The following is a 19157-nucleotide window of genomic DNA, read 5'->3' as shown; positions in this document are numbered from 1 at the left end:
GATGCAATCATTTATATTATGAATACAAATGATTACACCATATATTTAAATAATATTAAGCAACAATAAATTCAACGCGCTTTTTGGATATTAAACCGTGCCCATGCTGGCAGAAATAATCTACTGCACCACAAGCTTTTAACACCTGTAATGGCTGATGGCAGTCAGGACAAAGCGCCTGAATGGTGAAATCTTTGGCACAAGTTGCACAGTGGGCAGTTTCACCGTTGCGTTCGAGAGGGTTATGGCAGGTTGGGCAGTTGAATTCCATAAATACTCCTCGCCTGTTGTTCAGTTTCCCTCTCCGTTTGGAAAGGGAAACCAGATAAGTGATTACTTACTTTTCTTAATATGCTTCATCAAACGCTTACGCTTGCGCATCTGGGTCGGCGTCAGGGTGTTACGCTTGTTCGCATATGGGTTTTCCCCTTCTTTGAACTGAATACGAATCGGCGTACCCATCACGTCCAGAGACTTGCGGAAGTAATTCATCAAGTAGCGTTTGTACGAATCAGGCAGGTCTTTCACTTGGTTGCCGTGAATCACCACAATCGGCGGATTGTAACCACCGGCGTGGGCATATTTCAGCTTCACACGACGCCCGCGAACCAGCGGCGGCTGGTGATCTTCAACCGCCATGGTCATGATACGCGTCAGCATAGATGTCCCCACACGACGGGTGGAGCTGTCATACGCTTCACGTACTGACTCAAACAGGTTACCAACGCCGCTGCCGTGTAATGCAGAGATAAAATGCACACGGGCGAAGTCGATAAAGCCCAGACGGAAGTCCAGCGTCTCTTTTACTTGCTCTTTCACTTCCTGGCTCAGGCCGTCCCACTTGTTCACTACAATGACAAGTGAGCGCCCACTATTGAGAATAAAGCCCAGCAGGGAGAGATCCTGATCGGAAATACCTTCGCGAGCATCAATCACCAACATCACCACGTTGGCATCTTCAATCGCCTGCAATGTTTTGATTACGGAGAATTTCTCTACCGCATCGGTGATTTTGCCGCGTTTACGTACGCCCGCAGTGTCAATGAGTACATACTCACGCCCATCGCGTTCCATTGGAATGTAGATACTATCACGCGTAGTGCCCGGCATGTCGTAAACCACGACGCGTTCTTCGCCAATGATACGGTTAGTGAGTGTAGACTTACCGACGTTAGGACGACCCACTATCGCCAGTTTGATTGGCAGACTTTGCGGGTCAAAGTCGTCTTCCTCTTCTTCTTCGCCGTTCTCTTCCGCTTCAAATTGCGCCCAGTACTCAGCGTCTTCATCCACTTCTTCTTGTGGTGCGAGATCTTCCATCCACGGCAACAGCACGTGCTCCAGCAGACTTAATACGCCACGACCGTGAGACGCGGCGATAGGATAGATTTCACCTAAACCGAGCGAATAGAAATCAACAACGGCCTGATCCGGATCCAGACCATCGGTTTTGTTTGCCACCAGGAAGGTCGGTTTTTCGCGGGAGCGCAGATGTTTAGCAATCGCTTCATCCGCAGGCATCAGGCCCGCGCGCGCATCCACCATAAACAGTACGACGTCCGCTTCTTCAATCGCCAGCAGCGACTGTTCCGCCATGCGGGTTTCTACACCGTCTTCTGTTCCGTCAATCCCGCCGGTATCAATACAAATAAACTCGCGGCCTTCAATTTCCGCACGACCGTACTTACGGTCACGAGTCAGACCCGGGAAATCCGCAACCAGCGCATCTCGGGTGCGAGTTAGACGGTTAAATAACGTGGATTTTCCTACGTTAGGGCGCCCGACAAGCGCGACCACAGGTACCATGTTTAAAGCCTCATTTTTATAAATCATCAGACAACGCACGCTATATTCGTGTCGTTGTTAAAAACAGGAAAACGGCCCCTGTCCAGGAGCCGTTTTCAAAGTGAACGACAGAGACGATTAACGTGTAATAGAGTACACAGTCCCGTCTTTTGCCTGGATCAGCAGTTTGCCGTCAGCGGCAACCGGTTCAGTCTGGAAACCGGAGCTATCAACTTTTTGCTGGGCAACGAAACGACCATCTTCGACGTTGATCCAGTGCAGATAACCTTCACTGTCACCTACCACCAGGTTGCCATTATACAGCACCGGAGAAGTCAACAGGCGATGCAGCAGATCGCTTTGTGTCCACAGCGTAACGCCGCCATCAATGGTCAACGCCATCACCCGGTCATTTTGATCGACCAGATAGATGCGGTTGCCGTCGACGATGAAATCATTCACCGAACCCAGTTCGCGCTTCCACATAATCTGACCGCTGCGCAGATCAAGCGCCGTCAGGTTACCATTATAGGCCAGCGCGAAAACAACACCGTTAACAATGACGGGAGTCGTGTCAACATCGCTCAGGCGGTCAATTTCGGTAGAACCGGTCGCCTGGGAAATACGCTGCTGCCAAATCATCTGGCCCTGTTCCATTAGCACTGCGCTGACGCGACCATTATCGCCACCCACGACGGCCGCACCAAAAGCCGTTGCTGGCGCAGACTCGCCACGCAAAGAGAGTGAAGGCATATCGAGGTTAACTGTCCATTTGACAGCGCCGTCAGCTTCGTTCAGGGCTTGCAACTGACCGTTACTGGTGTGGATTAACACCAGACCGTCGCTGACCACCGGGCGAGAAAGCGCTTCACCCGCGACTTTAGTTTGCCATGCCACAGTACCATCGCTGGTATTCAGCGCGTAAACCTGCGCCTTTTCGCTACCAATGTAGACATGTCCGCCAGACACGGTCACGCCGCCAGAAAGTAATGCAGGCTCTTTAGAGAACCAGCCATCTTTCTCGGCCAGACTGACAGACCAGATTTCTTTGCCATCATCCGCATTCAGCGCTTTTACTAAACCAGCGCGGTCTGCTGCATAGACAACGTTGTCCGCCAGTGCCGGATGAAGATTGGAATAGAAGTTGCCAATGCCGCTACCCACGGAAGTGCTCCACGCCGTGGTCGGCGTAAACTGGTTTTCAACGGTCGGCAATGGGGACATCTTTACCACATCTTCTTCGCTGTTAAACAGCGAACAGCCGCTTAAAAGGGTAACGGAAAGCAGTCCTGGCAGCAGTAATTTACGCAATTGCATCGGGTCCCTCTCAGATGGACAAATTATTAATTTTCATCTGCATCATTTCGCTCAGTGCCGGGGTAACATCGCTTTTCACGCCAGCTTCCCATGCACTACGCGCACCTTGCTTATCACCTTTGCTCAGCAATGCTTCGCCACGCAGGTCGGCAACAATGGCAGCCCACCCTTCACCTTTGATGGTATCGAGGGTTTTCAGCGCGGCATCAGCCTGCTTGAGCTGTACCTGAACGCGGGCAAGACGCAGATTTATCACGGCTTTGAGATTTTCATCGCTCGTGTCCGCCAATCCCTGTTGTAACTGGGTGGCAGCTTTCTCTAGTTCATTTTTGTCAACAAATTGCTGCGCAAGTTCCAAAGAAGCCAGCGCACCATAGGTATTTTTATTTTCAGCAGCAAATTTTTCCGCCGCCGGGATGCTATCCGGTTTGCCTTCGCTCACTGCGGTAACCGCATTTTGATAGGCAAGAGAAGCGGAGCGTGTAGAATCAACCTGATGGCTGTTCCAGTAGCGCCAGCCAATCAATGCGCCAACGCCCAAAATCACCCCAACAGCCAGTGCTTTGCCATTTTCAGCAAAAAAGCGTTTAACCGCTTCAACCTGGTCGTTTTCGTTCTCGTAAATTTCCACGCTGTCCTTCTCCTTCCTTAACCCAGTAACGTGCGCAAATGCGCGGCTACGCTATCCTGCGCAACTGCCGTTTGCTCACCAGAGCGCAAATCCTTCACTACTGCTGTGCCGTTAGCCACTTCAGACTCACCCAGCACCACAGCAACGCGGGCGCCCCATTTATCAGCACGGGCAAACTGCTTCTTAAAGTTGCCGCCGCCGTGGTTGGTCATCAGTTTCACGCCCGGTAATTCATCACGCAGACGCTCTGCTAATGCCATAGCCGCAGATTGTGTGTCAGCACCTGAAGCCACCAGATATATATCGACAACAGGATCGGCTTTAAATTCCGGATTAACGGCCTGAACTAACAATACAAGACGTTCGAGACCCATCGCGAAACCGACTGCCGGTGTTGCACGACCACCCAGTTGTTCCACCAGACCGTCATAACGACCGCCTGCGCACACGGTGCCCTGGGAACCGAGGCTGTTAGTCACCCACTCAAAAACAGTACGGTTATAGTAGTCCAGACCACGCACCAGACGCTGGTTTACGGTGTAAGCGATACCCGCGCTCTCCAGCAGTTTGCACAGACCAGCAAAGTGCTCACGAGATTCCTCGTCAAGATAGTCACCTAATGCTGGGGCGTCGTTGAGAAGGGCCTGCACTTCCGGATTTTTGGAATCCAGCACGCGCAGCGGGTTAGTGTACATGCGGCGTTTGCAGTCTTCGTCCAGCTTTTCTTTATGCTGCTCAAGGAATGCAACCAGCGCATCGCGATAATTGGCGCGTGCTTCCAGCGAACCGATAGAGTTCAGCTCAAGAGTTACGTGTTCAGAGATACCCAGCGCACGCCACCAGCGGGCGGTGAGCATAATCAGTTCAGCGTCGATATCAGGACCTTGTAGACCGAAAACTTCGCAGCCCAACTGGTGGAACTGACGATAACGCCCTTTCTGCGGACGCTCGTGACGGAACATCGGCCCGATATACCACAGACGCTGTTCCTGATTGTACAGAAGACCATGCTCGATGCCGGCGCGTACACAGCCCGCCGTCCCTTCAGGGCGCAGGGTCAGGCTGTCGCCATTGCGATCCTCAAAGGTGTACATCTCTTTTTCAACCACGTCGGTGACTTCACCAATCGCACGTTTGAATAGCGGGGTCTGCTCTACAATCGGCAAGCGGATTTCACTGTAACCGTAGCTGCCGAGCACGTTTTTCAGTGTGCCTTCAATGCGCTGCCAGATGGCCGTTTCGCCAGGCAGGTAATCGTTCATGCCGCGAATGGCTTGAATGTTTTTTGCCACGTTTATTCTCTTTCTGAATATAAAAATGAACCCTCAACGCGCCCCTCAATATTTCGGGAGCCATGCGGGTTCAATCATACACGGGAAGCGAGGCGCTTCCCATCACGTTATTATTTTTCAACCTGCTGAACGTCAATTCGACGCGCTTCATCCAGTTGGCTGGCTTTCGCACGAATGCGCGCTTCCAGCTGGTCGATCATATCGTTGTTGTCCAGACGGTCTTTGCGCACGCCATCTTCATAGAGGCCGCTTTTCTTGTTGCCGCCGGTGACGCCGAGTGTAGAAACCAGCGCCTCACCTGGTCCATTCACCACGCAGCCGATAATCGAAACGTCCATCGGAGTGATGATATCTTCCAGGCGTTGCTCCAGGGCGTTAACCGTACCGATAACGTCAAACTCCTGACGCGAACAGGTCGGGCAGGCGATGAAGTTGATCCCGCGCGAACGGATACGCAGCGATTTCAAAATATCGAAACCGACTTTGATCTCTTCGACCGGATCGGCCGCCAGCGATACGCGCAGCGTGTCGCCGATGCCTTCAGACAGCAGCAGGCCTAAACCAATGGCAGATTTTACTGCCCCACTACGTGCGCCGCCCGCTTCGGTGATCCCAAGATGCAGCGGTTGATCAATCTGTTTTGCCAGCAGACGATAAGACTCTACAGCGAGGAAGACATCAGACGCTTTGACGCTGACTTTGAACTGATCGAAGTTCAGACGATCAAGATGATCAACATGGCGCATGGCAGATTCCAGCAATGCCTGCGGCGTCGGTTCGCCATACTTTTCTTGCAGATCTTTTTCCAGCGATCCAGCGTTAACGCCAATACGGATCGGAATGTTTTTATCGCGCGCGCAGTCAACCACCATGCGAATACGCTCTTCATTACCGATATTGCCAGGGTTAATACGCAAACAATCGACCCCGTATTCCGCTACTTTCAGCGCAATGCGATAGTCAAAGTGGATATCAGCCACCAGCGGTACGTTAACCTGCTGTTTGATGAGTTTGAACGCTTCTGCCGCGTCCATCGTCGGTACGGAGACACGGACGATATCAGCGCCAACACGTTCCAGCGCCTTAATTTGATTGACCGTAGCTTCGACGTCTGTCGTACGCGTATTGGTCATGGACTGTACGGCGATGGGGGCACCATCGCCAATCGGCACATTCCCAACGTAAATACGTGTTGATTTTCTACGTTGAATTGGAGCCTGGTTATGCATGAAAAATCTCCCGCGTTACCCGTCTGTTACTGCGCCGGTGATTGTTCGGCATTTAGGGTCAGACGCGCAACCTGGTTAGTTCTGATAAAACGACTCAGATCGACAGGTTTCCCTTGATACTGGATCTGTACTGCGGCTGGCGCACCAATTTTCAGTTTGTACGGAGCCTGGCCGGTTAAGTTCAAATTACCGTCTTTACGCTGCATACCGCTAAACAGTTTTTTACCGGTAGCGTCAGTGACTTCCAGCCAGCAATCGGCAGTAAAGTTCATCACCAACGCATTCGGATCAGCCGCTGGCGTGGTCACGCCAGCCTGATCGGTTGGCAACGGCGCAGCACCATCTGGCGTTGTTGTTGCCGTTGGTGCCGGGGTCGCAGCGGTATCAACATTTGCCTGCGAAGGTGAAACAACTGCATTCTGTTGTGAATCAACAGCTGGTGCTGGCGAAGTTATGGCAGGTGTTTGCGTGTTAGTTGCGGTAGTATCCACAGACGCTGGCGGCGTGGACGTCGTAGTCGGGTCTGTGGTTGTCGACGTATCTAACGGAACACTCTGCCCCTGTTCGTTATTACTGCTCAGTTCCGCAGAAGATTGATCGGCCATAGTAGTGATCTCTTCCTGCTGAGCTTTGTGGTCTTGCCACCACCAGGCACCGCTCAGGCCAATAACCACAAACAACACCAGCCAGGTGAAGGTCATCAGCCAGCCGTCACGTTTTTTGCGGCGTTTACCGAGGGAAAAACTCTGCATCGGCGCAACTTTTGCAGCTCGTAGTGGAGCCTGTTTTTCCAGCCCCGGTAGCAGTTCTTCTTCTGGAATATGTACCAGACGCGCATAAGAGCGGATATATCCGCGCAGGAATGTTGAAGCAAGATCGGCAGGTGCCTTATCTTCTTCAATGTCGCGTACCGTGGAAACCTTCAGGCAAAGTCGCTCAGCAACGGCCTGCTGACTAAGTCCTAGTTGTTCGCGAGCATTACGCAGGCGAGCGCCGGTAGTAAGTGCTTCATTTTGGTCGTGCGTGGCTTCAGTATTCATTCGCTGCAGGTACGTTTAAATGAGAATTGAGATGCCGGTGAACCATCATGCTCACCCACACCGCGAAACATCCGTTAAGTTAACCGTTATCATACAGTATAAGACCGTCTGTGTGCTCGTGACAAAGCCCACATTCACTAAGGCTAACTTACTGTTGCATCGTTACATACTGCCTTAAAGTCAGCAAAAACGCACCGTTAATATTGACCAGACAATTGCAACTTAATACTTCATTCATAAAAGATTACGCCACGGTACATAAAGTAACCGTGGCGTAATGGCTATCAGACCGCTTTAATGTCGATGGCCTCACCCTGCATTCGTTTACGCAGGGTACGTTTCGTACGGTCGATAACATCGCCCGCCAACTGACCACAGGCAGCATCGATATCATCACCACGAGTTTTACGCACAATAGTGGTGAAACCGTAGCTCATCAGCACTTTTGAGAAACGGTCGATACGACTGTTTGAGCTGCGTCCATACGGCGCGCCAGGGAACGGGTTCCACGGGATCAGGTTGATCTTACACGGCGTATCTTTCAGCAGCTCCGCCAGTTGGTGCGCGTGTTCAGTGCCGTCGTTAACGTGATCAAGCATCACGTATTCAATAGTGACTCGGCCCTGATTGGCGTTAGATTTCTCCAGATAGCGGCGCACCGCAGCAAGGAACGTTTCGATATTGTACTTTTTGTTGATCGGCACAATTTCGTCACGAATTTCGTCGTTCGGCGCGTGCAGGGAAATTGCCAGCGCAACATCAATCATATCGCCCAGTTTATCCAGTGCCGGAACCACACCTGAAGTAGAAAGCGTAACGCGACGTTTAGACAGACCAAAACCGAAATCATCGAGCATGATTTCCATCGCCGGAACGACGTTGTTCAGGTTGAGCAGCGGCTCGCCCATACCCATCATCACTACGTTAGTGATTGGGCGCTGACCGGTGACTTTTGCTGCGCCAACGATTTTCGCTGCACGCCACACCTGGCCGATAATTTCCGACACCCGCAGATTGCGGTTAAAGCCCTGCTGGGCGGTGGAACAGAATTTACACTCCAGCGCACACCCCACCTGCGAGGAAACGCAAAGCGTGGCACGGTCGTCTTCCGGGATATACACCGTTTCGACGCGCTGATCGCCAACGGCAATCGCCCATTTAATGGTGCCGTCAGATGAACGCTGTTCTTCAACCACTTCCGGTGCGCGGATTTCCGCCACCTCTTTTAGTTTGCCGCGCAACACTTTGTTGATGTCGGTCATCTCATCAAAGTTGTCGCAGCAATAGTGATACATCCACTTCATCACCTGATCGGCGCGGAAGGGTTTTTCACCTAAATCTTTAAAAAACTCCCGCATCTGCTGACGGTTGAGATCCAGCAGGTTGATTTTTCCATCTTTCGTGGTGACGTTTTCAGGTGTGACTAATTGTTCAGACATATGCTATTCCGGCCTCGTTATTACACGTTATGGCCCCTGGAGGGTTGAAAAAAGAAACGCCCCGGTGAGCGGCTGCTCGTCCGGGGGCGCTGCATTGTACAAATTCTGGCGCATGGATGCCACGTTTGCACGCGGCATTTACGAAATTATTAACGCGTGCGCGAGCACACTTCACCTTCGCCGAAGAAATAAGCGATTTCGCGAGCGGCAGATTCGACGGAATCAGAACCGTGAGTACCGTTTTCGGTCAGGCTGTCAGCGTAATCAGCACGCAGAGTACCAGCCAGTGCGTTTGCCGGATTGGTCGCGCCCAGCAGATCGCGGTGACGCTGAACGGCGTTTTCACCTTCCAGCACGGAAACCACGATCGGGCCAGAGGTCATGAATTCAACCAGACCATCAAAGAACGGTTTTCCATCGTGTTCAGCATAAAAGCCACGAGCCTGTTCAACGGTCAGGTGCAGCATTTTGGTGCCGACAATTTTGAACCCTGCAGCTTCAAAGCGCGCAAAGATATTGCCAATGACGTTTTTTGCTACCGCGTTCGGTTTGATGATGGAAAAAGTACGTTCAATAGCCATTTTTACCTCTGTAAATTATTCTGTTGTTGTCTGTACCAGCGTACGAGATGGCGCGGATTATAATGAGCAACAGGGCCGTTGACTATTGATGAAGGTAACATTTTTTTAAAATAAAACGAGTTTAAGCAACAAATATGAGCAAAACAGACTACTGCATGACAAATCTCACTGTCGCCACCTGCCCCATTTCGTCCATTACCAGCAATTGATAATCGCCTTTCTCTGTCAAACGCAGAGTCACGTTACGCCCGCGTTCCGCTAACGGTTCACCATTAAGAAACCACCAGCGTTCACCTGTTCCTCCGCTTAATTGTACTGGTAATGACGCATCAGTAGCTCCTGGCAGACGTTTGATAATTACGCCATCACGCACACCAATCAACTGTAAAGGTACCTGAGCATCGCGACCATAGGGCGGGCAATTTGTTGATGCTCCAGGTAAGCGCGCTACTCGTCGTTCAGCAGCAGGTAGCCAGGGTTCAAGTGGTAATGGCCAGACATTAATCATTTCTTGTCGAGCCTGAGGACAATCAGCAGCAACACGTTTACCTTGCTCATCAAGCCAGATGGGGAAACGAATCCCACTTATTCCTTCTTGCTCCGGTAAAAGTAATGTTGGTGGCTGGCTATCTTCGAGCAGCCAGGTGGCAAGACGACGGCGGCAATTGCTATCGCCTTCTGGCAATGATTGCCCACCCGGCCAGCAGATAACGCCACGGCTTACAGAATCAGGACGCGGGTCTTCCGGCAGATTCGCACTGCGCGACAGTAAGATATTATTGACCTGATTCAACAATGGTACGGCGCTGGCAAAGCCAAACTGACCGACAACGGGCGTACCGTCCGGTCTGCCAGTCCAGATCCCAATTACGTAACGAGCGTTAACGCCAATAGCCCATGCATCGCGATAGCCATAACTGGTTCCTGTTTTCCACGCCAGTGGTACGACGCGTGGCAAAGCGCCATCCGGAAGCGGCTGCGCTTCATCTGCCATAATACGGCGGATAATCCACGCGGCCCCCGGCGACATTAACGGTCGCTCAAGTAATGGGTCCCCCGGCTGTAAGCGCAACTTACCCGCCTTACCGTGGCGAGCAAATGCGGTATACGCTGCAGCCATATCCTCCAGTTTTGCACCTGCGCCGCCGAGAATGAGCGAAAGATTCGGTGCAGCGCCGTTGGGCAGATATAACGGCAATCCAACATTGCGTAACTTTGCCGCAAACCGTTTCGGCCCATAGGCTTCCAGCACCTGCACAGCAGGTAAATTCAGAGAGCGCACCAGCGCCTCGCTCATGCTGATCGGGCCATGAAAACCGCTGTCAAAGTTGCCTGGTCGATAATCACCAGTGCGCCGGGGAACGTCTTGCAACAGCGATGCAGGGTGGATCAAGCCTTCATCCAGCGCCAGACCATAAACAAACGGTTTGAGTACCGATCCCGGCGATCGGATCGCATTGACCATATCGACATGCCCAAAGCGGGAATCATCATTAAGATCAACCGATCCTACCCAGCCGCGCACACTCATATCAGTATGATCAACAACGATCATTGCCAACGAACTGCGCGGTGGCAATCGTCCTTTCCAGTTTTGCGCCAGTTCTTCCAGACGACGCTGTAAACCAGCATCCAGCGTAGTAACGATTTTGTCGCTTTTGCTTTTACCGAGCATCATGCGCGAAAACAGCGGTGCCAGTTGCGGCATTTGTCTGGGTGCCAACCAGATGGGCTCTTCACTAGATTCTTTTACCTGCTCACGGGACCACACACCTTGCGCAGCCATCCGATTGAGCACTTTATTACGTGCGGCCTCGGCACGTTCCGGCCAGCGATCCGGACGCAGTCGGCTGGGCGCTTGTGGTAACACCGCCAGCATTGCCGCCTCGGAATAGCTTAAATTCGCAGGCGATTTTCCGAGATATGCCCAACTTGCCGCACCGATCCCCTGCAACGTACCACCAAACGGAGCGCGATTAAGATACAAGGTCAGAATGTCACGTTTAGACAAGTGCCATTCCAGTTGAAACGCGCGCCAGAGCTGGCGAATTTTGCCGCCAAAAGTTTTGGGGTGAGGATCAAGCAGACGAGCAACCTGCATGGTGAGTGTGCTGCCGCCGGAAATAACCCGTCCCGAAGTGAGATCTTGCCATGCTGCGCGCGCCACCGAGAATGGATTCACCCCCGGATGCTTCCAGAACCAGCGATCTTCATAATTGATCAGTGCTTCAAGGTAACGCGGAGAGACATCTTCGATGGTTACCGGATAGCGCCAGATGCCCTCAGCATCGGCGAAACGCCAGAGTGGCGTACCATCCTGCGCCACGACTACGCGTGCGGGATTGACTTCATGCAATGGCAGGGGCCAGAGTTTATCTGCTCCCCACGCGGCAAAAAAAAGGAGAAAAGGCGCAGCTGCCAGCGCTATCCAGCAGCCGCGTTTGGTTAACAGGCGAGGCATTTACGGTCTGACAATCAACAGATCTTCAGCCGCGCCAGTCGCCCGCCAGTGGGGAACATACATCGATTCCACCATTGGTTGCGGAACATTGTATGTTCCCGGCGTTACCGCCCGCGCCAGATACACCAGCGTGACTGGTTGATATTCATCAACGGCAACCGCCGCCACAAAGCGATCGTCACGGAACTCAATGTGCTTAATGTTCGCTTGTTGCATTTGACTGAGTAGGTTTTGCACTTCGCTACCACTTTGCTCCAAGCTGGCGCTGCCGTTAGCCAGGTTCTGGTTTTCCAGTTCCAGGCCCGCAGGCAGTAAATCAACGACCAAAGCATCCGGCACGCTGTTACTGGCTTTGACCTGCAACCAGACCAGTACCAGATCGCCGCTACGTAACGAATCCAGCGATTTGCTCTTACCGTCAGTGCCAAGAATATGGCGCTCGATTTGCAGCACATTGCTCGCCGGTAAAGGGGCGGATTGCGGATAACCGCTGGCATCCACACGCAGCCATAACGGCTGATCGCCACTGTTGGTCACCTGTAAGGTGGCAAGTTGATCGCTATTCAGATTGCTGGTTTGCGCTTTCTCACCTGTCAGCAGCTCAGCAGAGAAAGACGTTTGCGCCTGCCATTTGCCCGGTAAATCCTGAATCGTACGGGCAGCCAGGAACAGCGCGTTACTTTCCTGAGTTGATAACCAGCGTTCACCGAACGCCTGCTGCGAAAGTGTGTTCAGCAGAGGGTACTGCTCATCGGGTAGCAATTTGTTCTCTTCCAGCAAGGAGAGCATCAATGCGTTGTCGCGCAGTGGACTACCGTAATCACCCAGCCATATCCGCTCATCACTATTGCGCGGCGTTTTCAGCGCCAGCACAATCGCTTCTTCACCACGCGTTGCATCGCCCATGGTTTTCAGCGCAACGCCAAGTTGCAGCAGCGGTAATCCAGACGCAGCATCGGCACGATGCTCCCAGATTTCACGCAGCGCACCCAGCGGTGCCTTTTGCTGACGGGCCAGCACCAGCGCAGCGTAAGACTGTACGGCGAATTTACTGGCTTTGAGATTATCCGCATACGGAATCGACATCATGCCCGGATCTTGTAAATAGCGCAGTAGACGCTCATTCCCCCGGTTAATGGCTTCTGTCGGCACGCTGTAACCCTGCTCACCTGCGCGGACCAGAAAATCCATCACGTAAGCCGTCAGCCAGTACTCTTCATCACCGTTTTTATCCCACAGCGCAAAGCCACCGTTATCACGTTGCATTTGCAGTAAACGAGAAATGCCGATATCGACTGCCGCACGGCGCTTCTCATCACTGTCGCCTTTGATTCCCAACGCCTGCAGTTGGGCTGCGTTGGTGTAAAGTGACGGGAACAGGCCGCTGGCGGTTTGCTCCAGACAACCGTACGGATACGCTTTTAACTCTTTGATATAACGTGCAATATTCAACGGTGGTTTGCCGCTCAACAACAATTGCCCTTCCAGCGTAACAGGCGAGAAGTTTTGCAATCCATCAGCTGGAATCGCCCATGTCTCACCAGGCTGCAACGCCGTACCGTAATTGACGGTTTGTGCCGGAAATGCCGGACGGACACCCATTTTCCACTGCTTATGCTGATCGGCAACGGTTTCGCCCGGTAACGCTAACCCGCTGATAGTGGCCTGAATTTCACCATCACCATAACCCGGCAATGCTCGCACCGGGATAAACAGCGTGGTTCGCACGCCCGGCGCTAATTCAACGGCTGCGGGTGAATCGCTAACCAGTTCAAGCAAGCCACTGGCGGTCAGAGCAACGTTCAGTTTTTGCGGTTTATCGGTAAGATTAGTGATATCCAGCGTCAGACGTGAGGTGTCACCGCTGGCCATAAAGCGCGGCATGTTCAGTTCTGCTATCACCGGTGCGGCAACAACCACTTTGCTTTCGTTGCTACCGAAATCATCTGCTGTCCATGCTTGTGCCATGACGCGCAATTCACCGTTAAAATCACCAATCGGCAATGTAACCGTGCCTTCGCCCTGTTCGTTGAGTGTTACCGGTAGCGCCTGTTGCGCAACAATATTGACGTGATTTACTGGCGGTTTACCACCGCGTTTCAGTTCATCACCATCGCCACCAAAACGCAGAGCTGCCAGACGCCCCTGACCTTCAATGACCTGACCGTAAATATCGTAAATATCTGCGCCATAGCGTTTCTGACCAAAGAATGCCTGCCACGGATCTGGCGTGACATAATCAGTAATATTCAACACACCGCTATCAACCGCAGACACCAGCACATTCACCTGTTTTGGCATCTCACCATTTTTATTGCTGGCTTTAATTTTCACGGTTAATGGCTGATTAGGGCGTATTTTCGCTGGAGTTTCCAGCGCCAGATCGAGACGACGGTTTTCATCGCCAAGCGGCAAATGCAACACGCCAACTGCGCGTTTTGGCGTCGCGGAGCGGGATTTATCGCCAGGACGTACCACCAGCGTACTTAAATAAAGATCATGACGATTCCAGGTTTTATCGACCGGAATCGTCAGATCCAGCCCTTGTGCCGGAACATCAATCTCCTGCCACCACAGCGGCCCTTCACTGGACTCGACCATCGCATAGCCTTTACCCGCCGTTGGCGCGGCAATGTGCAACTTAATGGTATCACCAGGGCGATAACTGGCTTTATCCAGTTTCAGCGTGACACGGTCTGGTCGCACAGCACCGCTACCGTCGCTATTGTCCTGCCAGCTATAGCCAGCCCAGAAACGCACACTACTGACCGCTTCATTCGGCGCTTTGACTTCCAGACGATAAGCGCCCCACTCTACCGGGAAACTGACTTTACCGGTTTCATCAGCCTGAAGATCCAGTGTTTGTTCATTTTCGATCAGATCTTTTTGATCAAACTGTGACTGCCAGCCTTCATCTTCTGACCAGTTCCAGTAGTAATCGCGGCGTTCGCGAATCAGGCGCACTTGTAAGCCAGACACAGCTTTTTTGACGCCCTGTGCATCGCTATAAACGATGTCAAAAGCGGCGTTACTGCCTTCATCAACAATGGGCTGTTTTACCGTACTGTCAGTGCGATAATCGTAAACCGATTTCGAGGCGAATTGCGGACGGATCCCCGGCAATGCATCGGCAGGCCAGATAGCCTGCTCAGCACGGCGCGTCACCGGGCGACCGCCAGACTCCAGCAAACTGCCCTGGAAAATAACCTGTAATGGGGAATGCGTTTCCTTCCACTGGCTTTCTGTAGAAACTTCGCCGCGCCCTTTATCATCCAGCGTCAACTGAACTTCATCCAGCGTGCGCGAAAGGTTTTCAGCAGCTATATCGCCGAATTCGAAACCAGGTAAGGCTGACACAGCTTCACGCAGTGGGCGCAGGAAAAGTTGCCCTTGCAAAGTATTACCATTAGCAGGCGCCCCGTACAGGTAGTAACCCACCACGGAGAATTTTACTTCATCTTTCGGCGTTAGCGGAGTTTTCTCACCGGTCAGATTCAGCGCCATGCGCTCTGGCATAAAATCTTCGACGTGGAAATCCCACATCCGATACTGGTTATCGCCCGTGTTGGCTCGGATATGCCACATGCCGGTGGCCGCATTACTATCGAGTGGCCAGGTAAAGTGATAGAGGCCATTCTCCGGCTGACTAACGACGCTCCTGAGTACCTGCCCGTCGGGTTTAATTACGTCCAGCTTGATGGGTTGATCGGGCAACGCTTTACCGTCTGCATCACGCAATAAACCATTAAGGATGACTGTTTCACCCGGGCGATAAAGATCGCGCGGGCCAAACATGAAAAACTGTTTGTTATAGCCTGGCGCGCCAGCAATGTTAAATTCTGCTAAGTCCAGCGCCGGAAGTTTTAAATCGAGTAGCGTTGTCTGACCGTCTTTACGCGCCAACAGTAATGCCGCGTTTTTATCATTTTCCAGCTGCACATGCCCCTGGGCATCACTGGTTGCCTGAGTCAGAGTCCGCCCTTTCTCATTTAATAATGAGACTTCAACTCCTTGCTGGGCCGCGCCGTTTTCCAGGCTTTGGGTAAAGATATCCAGACGATTGTGATAACGGTGGGCCGATACGCCGATATCACTTAATGTAAACAGCGTCGCGGGATTACTGTAATCGTAACGTCCAGCCTGATTCATCACAGCCAGATACACACCCGCCTGCTGAAGCGGTTTGATATCACCCAGCGGCAGCAATAATTTTTCACGGGTGTTACGCGCAGGATTGAGATCAAAACGTCCGGTATAAACCAGATCCGCCATTTGCAGCAGTTTGTCTGACTGCCAGTTCGCCAGCGAATTTCGGTATTCCCATTGGCTAATAAATGCTGGCAGAGATTCTGGCTTAACACGGAAGAAGTTAACATCGACATTGTTAACATTGAGCGCCATTACCGGCAGCCCTTCAATGACTTTTCCAGGCAGCAGCGAACCACGGCTGGCAAAACCGACGCTGGGCTGGATATCGCGGGTAGTTATAGTTTTTTCGTAATCTTTACTGAAGGTTGCGTTGTTGAGTGCCTTGACCTCCTTGCCAATAGTAACGATCAAATCACGTTTCGGCTCGAGGTGGCGTAAACGCAGCTCTTTAAGATTATCTGACAGCTCCCAGGCCCCATCCACTTTGCCGCTTTTTTTATCAACGACGTGAATAACGCGCGAGAAATCCTGATCCGGGTCGAGAGGGATAGAGAAGGTCAGCACCAGCGTGGCTGCGCCATCGAGTTGGACTTCAGAGAGATCCAGCAATGTCAGCGCCTTACCGGCACTCTGTTGTGCCAGTTTTTGTCGCTCCGGTGCAGAGAGTTTTGCTGAACTCGCGTTTTCTGAAGATGCCGCTTTAGTAACTTCAGAAGGTGCATCTTTTTTCACCGCTGTTGGCGCGTTATCGTTGTTGTCGCACCCTGCCAGCGCCAGCATTAGCATGCAGGCGGCTACGCGTAACTTTTTCATTTTTCATCCCTGCCACAATGGCCCGTTAGCAACGTCGAGTAATTATTATGCGTGAGAATTTACGTTATGTAATTCAGTATCGCGCCCATGGAATCCGAATTTTAGTGAGAATTGTGGCTCAGACAGCCAAATCAGCCTCTTTTGCTTGTCGCTTTTCACTAAACATCCGACAATTTAGCCTAACCCGGCAAAAATGGAGATGCCTATGTCCACGACATGGTTTGTAGGAGCCGACTGGCTCGCCGAACATATTGATGACCCGGAAATTCAGATTATCGATGCCCGCATGGCACCGCCTGGACAGGAAGATCGTAACGTTGCCCAGGAGTATCTGAATGGACATATTCCCGGCGCAGTGTTTTTCGATATCGAAGCGCTTTCTGATCACACTTCCCCGCTTCCGCACATGCTGCCGCGCCCGGAAACGTTCGCCGTGGCGATGCGAGAGTTAGGCGTTAACCAGGATAAGCACCTGATTGTCTATGACGAAGGTAATCTTTTCTCAGCCCCACGCGCATGGTGGATGCTGCGCACCTTTGGTGTAGAGAAAGTGTCGATTCTGGGTGGTGGACTTGCAGGCTGGCAGCGTGATGATCTGCTATTAGAAGAAGGCGCAGTAGAGCTGCCGGAAGGAGAGTTTAACGCCGCGTTTAATCCTGAAGCCGTGGTGAAAGTAACCGATGTATTATTGGCAAGCCATGAAAATACGGCGCAAATTATTGATGCCCGCCCGGCTACACGTTTTAACGCAGAAGTTGATGAACCTCGCCCAGGTTTACGTCGCGGACATATTCCCGGTGCATTGAACGTTCCGTGGACGGAACTGGTACGTGAAGGCGAACTAAAAACGACCGATGAACTGGATGCGATATTTTTTGGTCGCGGTGTCAGCTACGACAAACCAATTATCGTCAGCTGCGGTTCTGGTGTAACAGCAGCCGTGGTTTTGTTGGCACTCGCGACGCTGGATGTGCCAAACGTGAAACTGTACGACGGCGCATGGAGTGAATGGGGCGCACGGGCAGATTTACCGGTTGAGCCCGTAAAATAAGCTTTTTACAGGCAATAAAAAACCGCCGAATTTGGCGGTTTTTTATTGCTGGTCTGGTTCGCGGCCTTTCCAGCAGGTTGACTTGTGTTGCCGGAGCAACGCAGGCACCCCACAGTGTTGAAATACTCTCTTTTATGCCTGGCTAAGTCAAGATAATAAATAGAGTAATTATTCAAATATGAGAGTATTATTCGTGACGGCCCTTTTCGCCGTCTCGCAAACGGGCGCTGGCTTTAGGAAAGGATGTTCCATGACCGTAAATGCAGGCACCCCACAGCGCTTGCTATCGCGGCAATATCGCCAGTGGTGCTGTCGTGATGCGGTCTTCGCATGGACCGCACAATGAAGATACGGTGCTTCTGTATCGTACTTATTGTTTCTGGTGCGCTGTTTTCCGAAGTAAATAATAACCGGAGTCCCTCCGGCAACAATTTACTGATGGTTAACAACCTTCAGAACAGCAAGTAAGCCCGAATGCCGCCCTTTGGGGCGGCATATTTTAAATTATTCGATTCTGTTTAAAATCACGTAGGAATCCACCCCAGCGACGTTCATAGAATGGCGCAATATGTTCGGTAATAAAGTGGCTAATTCCTTTTTCCCCTTTTTTCACCTGGCAAATATCGATGGGTTCATCACCAGGTAATGTATCGGTCGCTACACCTCCCGCCGCCTGAATAATTTCTTCGATATCACCATCGGCTTCAATGCCAATAAGTAAATTAGGCTGTGCCTCTTCGTTCTCTTTAATTGAACAAATAAAAGCACGCTTCACCGGCTTAATGGTTTTAAATAAGGTGGTAAGTGAATCAATCATTTGCGCTGGCGGCTCTGCGACTTCCGATAATATCAGCGATTCACCGCCTTCCAGTACTTCCTGACTACTCAGCGGATTTCCTTCTTCACCAATCAACAAACTGATTTCACGCGGCATAAACTCTTTACCGGTTGGCAATTTGGCATTAAGGAAGAGCGTTTCGCCAAGGGTCATCTCAAACAGTGTGCGAACGGGCATTACGACAAACGCCTGTTCGTCTTCAACCGCCTGTTGCAGTGCTTCTAACGAGGTGAAAAAAGGAATGACGCTGGTACCGTCTTCTTTTTCCCAGTGCTGTAAATCAAGCGCGCTATCTTCAGCCACTGCCTCGCCCTGCGCCGCCGTACCTGGTACCCAGACAGTGGATTCCAGTAGAGTACGGAAAAAGGCCGGGCGGTGCGCCGGTTCGGTTGCAGCTTTTTCCAGCAGGTCTTCAAGTTCGTTTTTTGTTTCGGACATAAGAACCACAATTCATTCAACGTTCGGGGCACAAGTGCCTGATGCGCTACGCTTATCAGGCCTACAAGGGAATCGCAATCTATTGGATGTTCG

General features: G+C 51.8%; 14 protein-coding genes. 2 read left to right on the top strand and 12 right to left on the bottom strand.

Annotated elements, in window-relative coordinates; translation table 11 throughout:
• Positions 1 to 55: 55 nt before the first annotated feature.
• The 11 genes from ATB02_RS09305 to yfhM all read right to left on the bottom strand — a co-directional run bounded on the left by ATB02_RS09305 (position 56) and on the right by yfhM (position 16737).
• Positions 56 to 271, bottom strand: a complete 216-nt coding sequence (locus tag ATB02_RS09305; RefSeq protein WP_105271454.1) for a zinc ribbon domain-containing protein — start codon at positions 269 to 271, stop codon at positions 56 to 58.
• A gap of 62 nt (positions 272 to 333) precedes the next feature.
• The gene (der, locus tag ATB02_RS09300) at positions 334 to 1806 is read right to left on the bottom strand and encodes a ribosome biogenesis GTPase Der (RefSeq protein ID WP_105271453.1); all 1473 of its coding nucleotides are present in this window, start codon (positions 1804 to 1806) and stop codon (positions 334 to 336) included.
• 117 nt (positions 1807 to 1923) lie between these two features.
• Complete coding sequence (gene bamB / locus ATB02_RS09295) at positions 1924 to 3102, bottom strand: outer membrane protein assembly factor BamB (protein WP_001177040.1); 1179 nt, start codon at positions 3100 to 3102, stop codon at positions 1924 to 1926.
• 10 nt (positions 3103 to 3112) lie between these two features.
• Entirely contained in the window at positions 3113 to 3733 is a 621-nt protein-coding gene (gene yfgM / locus ATB02_RS09290; RefSeq protein ID WP_000409211.1) for an ancillary SecYEG translocon subunit YfgM, read from the bottom strand.
• A 17-nt stretch (positions 3734 to 3750) separates the two neighbouring features.
• The gene (gene hisS / locus ATB02_RS09285) at positions 3751 to 5025 is read right to left on the bottom strand and encodes a histidine--tRNA ligase (protein WP_001107167.1); all 1275 of its coding nucleotides are present in this window, start codon (positions 5023 to 5025) and stop codon (positions 3751 to 3753) included.
• Positions 5026 to 5135: 110 nt separating this feature from the next.
• Complete coding sequence (ispG, locus tag ATB02_RS09280) at positions 5136 to 6254, bottom strand: flavodoxin-dependent (E)-4-hydroxy-3-methylbut-2-enyl-diphosphate synthase (protein ID WP_000551807.1); 1119 nt, start codon at positions 6252 to 6254, stop codon at positions 5136 to 5138.
• 26 nt (positions 6255 to 6280) lie between these two features.
• Positions 6281 to 7294, bottom strand: a complete 1014-nt coding sequence (gene rodZ, locus ATB02_RS09275) for a cytoskeleton protein RodZ (protein WP_032184883.1) — start codon at positions 7292 to 7294, stop codon at positions 6281 to 6283.
• Positions 7295 to 7578: 284 nt separating this feature from the next.
• The gene (locus ATB02_RS09265; RefSeq protein WP_000003317.1) at positions 7579 to 8733 is read right to left on the bottom strand and encodes a bifunctional tRNA (adenosine(37)-C2)-methyltransferase TrmG/ribosomal RNA large subunit methyltransferase RlmN; all 1155 of its coding nucleotides are present in this window, start codon (positions 8731 to 8733) and stop codon (positions 7579 to 7581) included.
• A gap of 149 nt (positions 8734 to 8882) precedes the next feature.
• Complete coding sequence (gene ndk, locus ATB02_RS09260) at positions 8883 to 9314, bottom strand: nucleoside-diphosphate kinase (protein WP_000963838.1); 432 nt, start codon at positions 9312 to 9314, stop codon at positions 8883 to 8885.
• Positions 9315 to 9462: 148 nt separating this feature from the next.
• Positions 9463 to 11775 carry a peptidoglycan glycosyltransferase PbpC gene (pbpC, locus tag ATB02_RS09255; RefSeq protein ID WP_105271452.1) on the bottom strand — a complete coding sequence of 771 codons (2313 nt, stop codon included), beginning with the start codon at positions 11773 to 11775 and terminating at the stop codon, positions 9463 to 9465.
• A complete protein-coding gene (gene yfhM, locus ATB02_RS09250) occupies positions 11776 to 16737 on the bottom strand; it encodes an alpha2-macroglobulin (RefSeq protein WP_105271451.1) in 4962 nt (1653 codons plus the stop codon).
• Positions 16738 to 16942: 205 nt separating this feature from the next.
• Between yfhM and sseA the strand changes: the two genes are divergently transcribed.
• Together sseA and timP are read left to right on the top strand one after the other, a co-directional pair.
• Positions 16943 to 17788 (top strand): 3-mercaptopyruvate sulfurtransferase, encoded by an 846-nt coding sequence (gene sseA, locus ATB02_RS09245; protein WP_105271450.1) that lies wholly within the window; start codon positions 16943 to 16945, stop codon positions 17786 to 17788.
• 342 nt (positions 17789 to 18130) lie between these two features.
• Positions 18131 to 18256, top strand: coding sequence for a small toxic inner membrane protein TimP (timP, locus tag ATB02_RS26905; RefSeq protein ID WP_265327849.1), 126 nt, complete (start codon positions 18131 to 18133; stop codon positions 18254 to 18256).
• A gap of 31 nt (positions 18257 to 18287) precedes the next feature.
• Here timP and sseB read toward each other — a convergent pair whose 3' ends face one another.
• A complete protein-coding gene (sseB, locus tag ATB02_RS09240) occupies positions 18288 to 19064 on the bottom strand; it encodes an enhanced serine sensitivity protein SseB (protein ID WP_105271449.1) in 777 nt (258 codons plus the stop codon).
• Positions 19065 to 19157 lie beyond the last annotated feature (93 nt).

Source organism: Escherichia sp. MOD1-EC5189, assembly GCF_002966045.1.
Classification (GTDB): domain Bacteria; phylum Pseudomonadota; class Gammaproteobacteria; order Enterobacterales; family Enterobacteriaceae; genus Escherichia; species Escherichia coli_F.
Note: the sequence above shows the minus strand (reverse complement) of the source record. Positions and strands in the feature narration are given on the sequence as shown.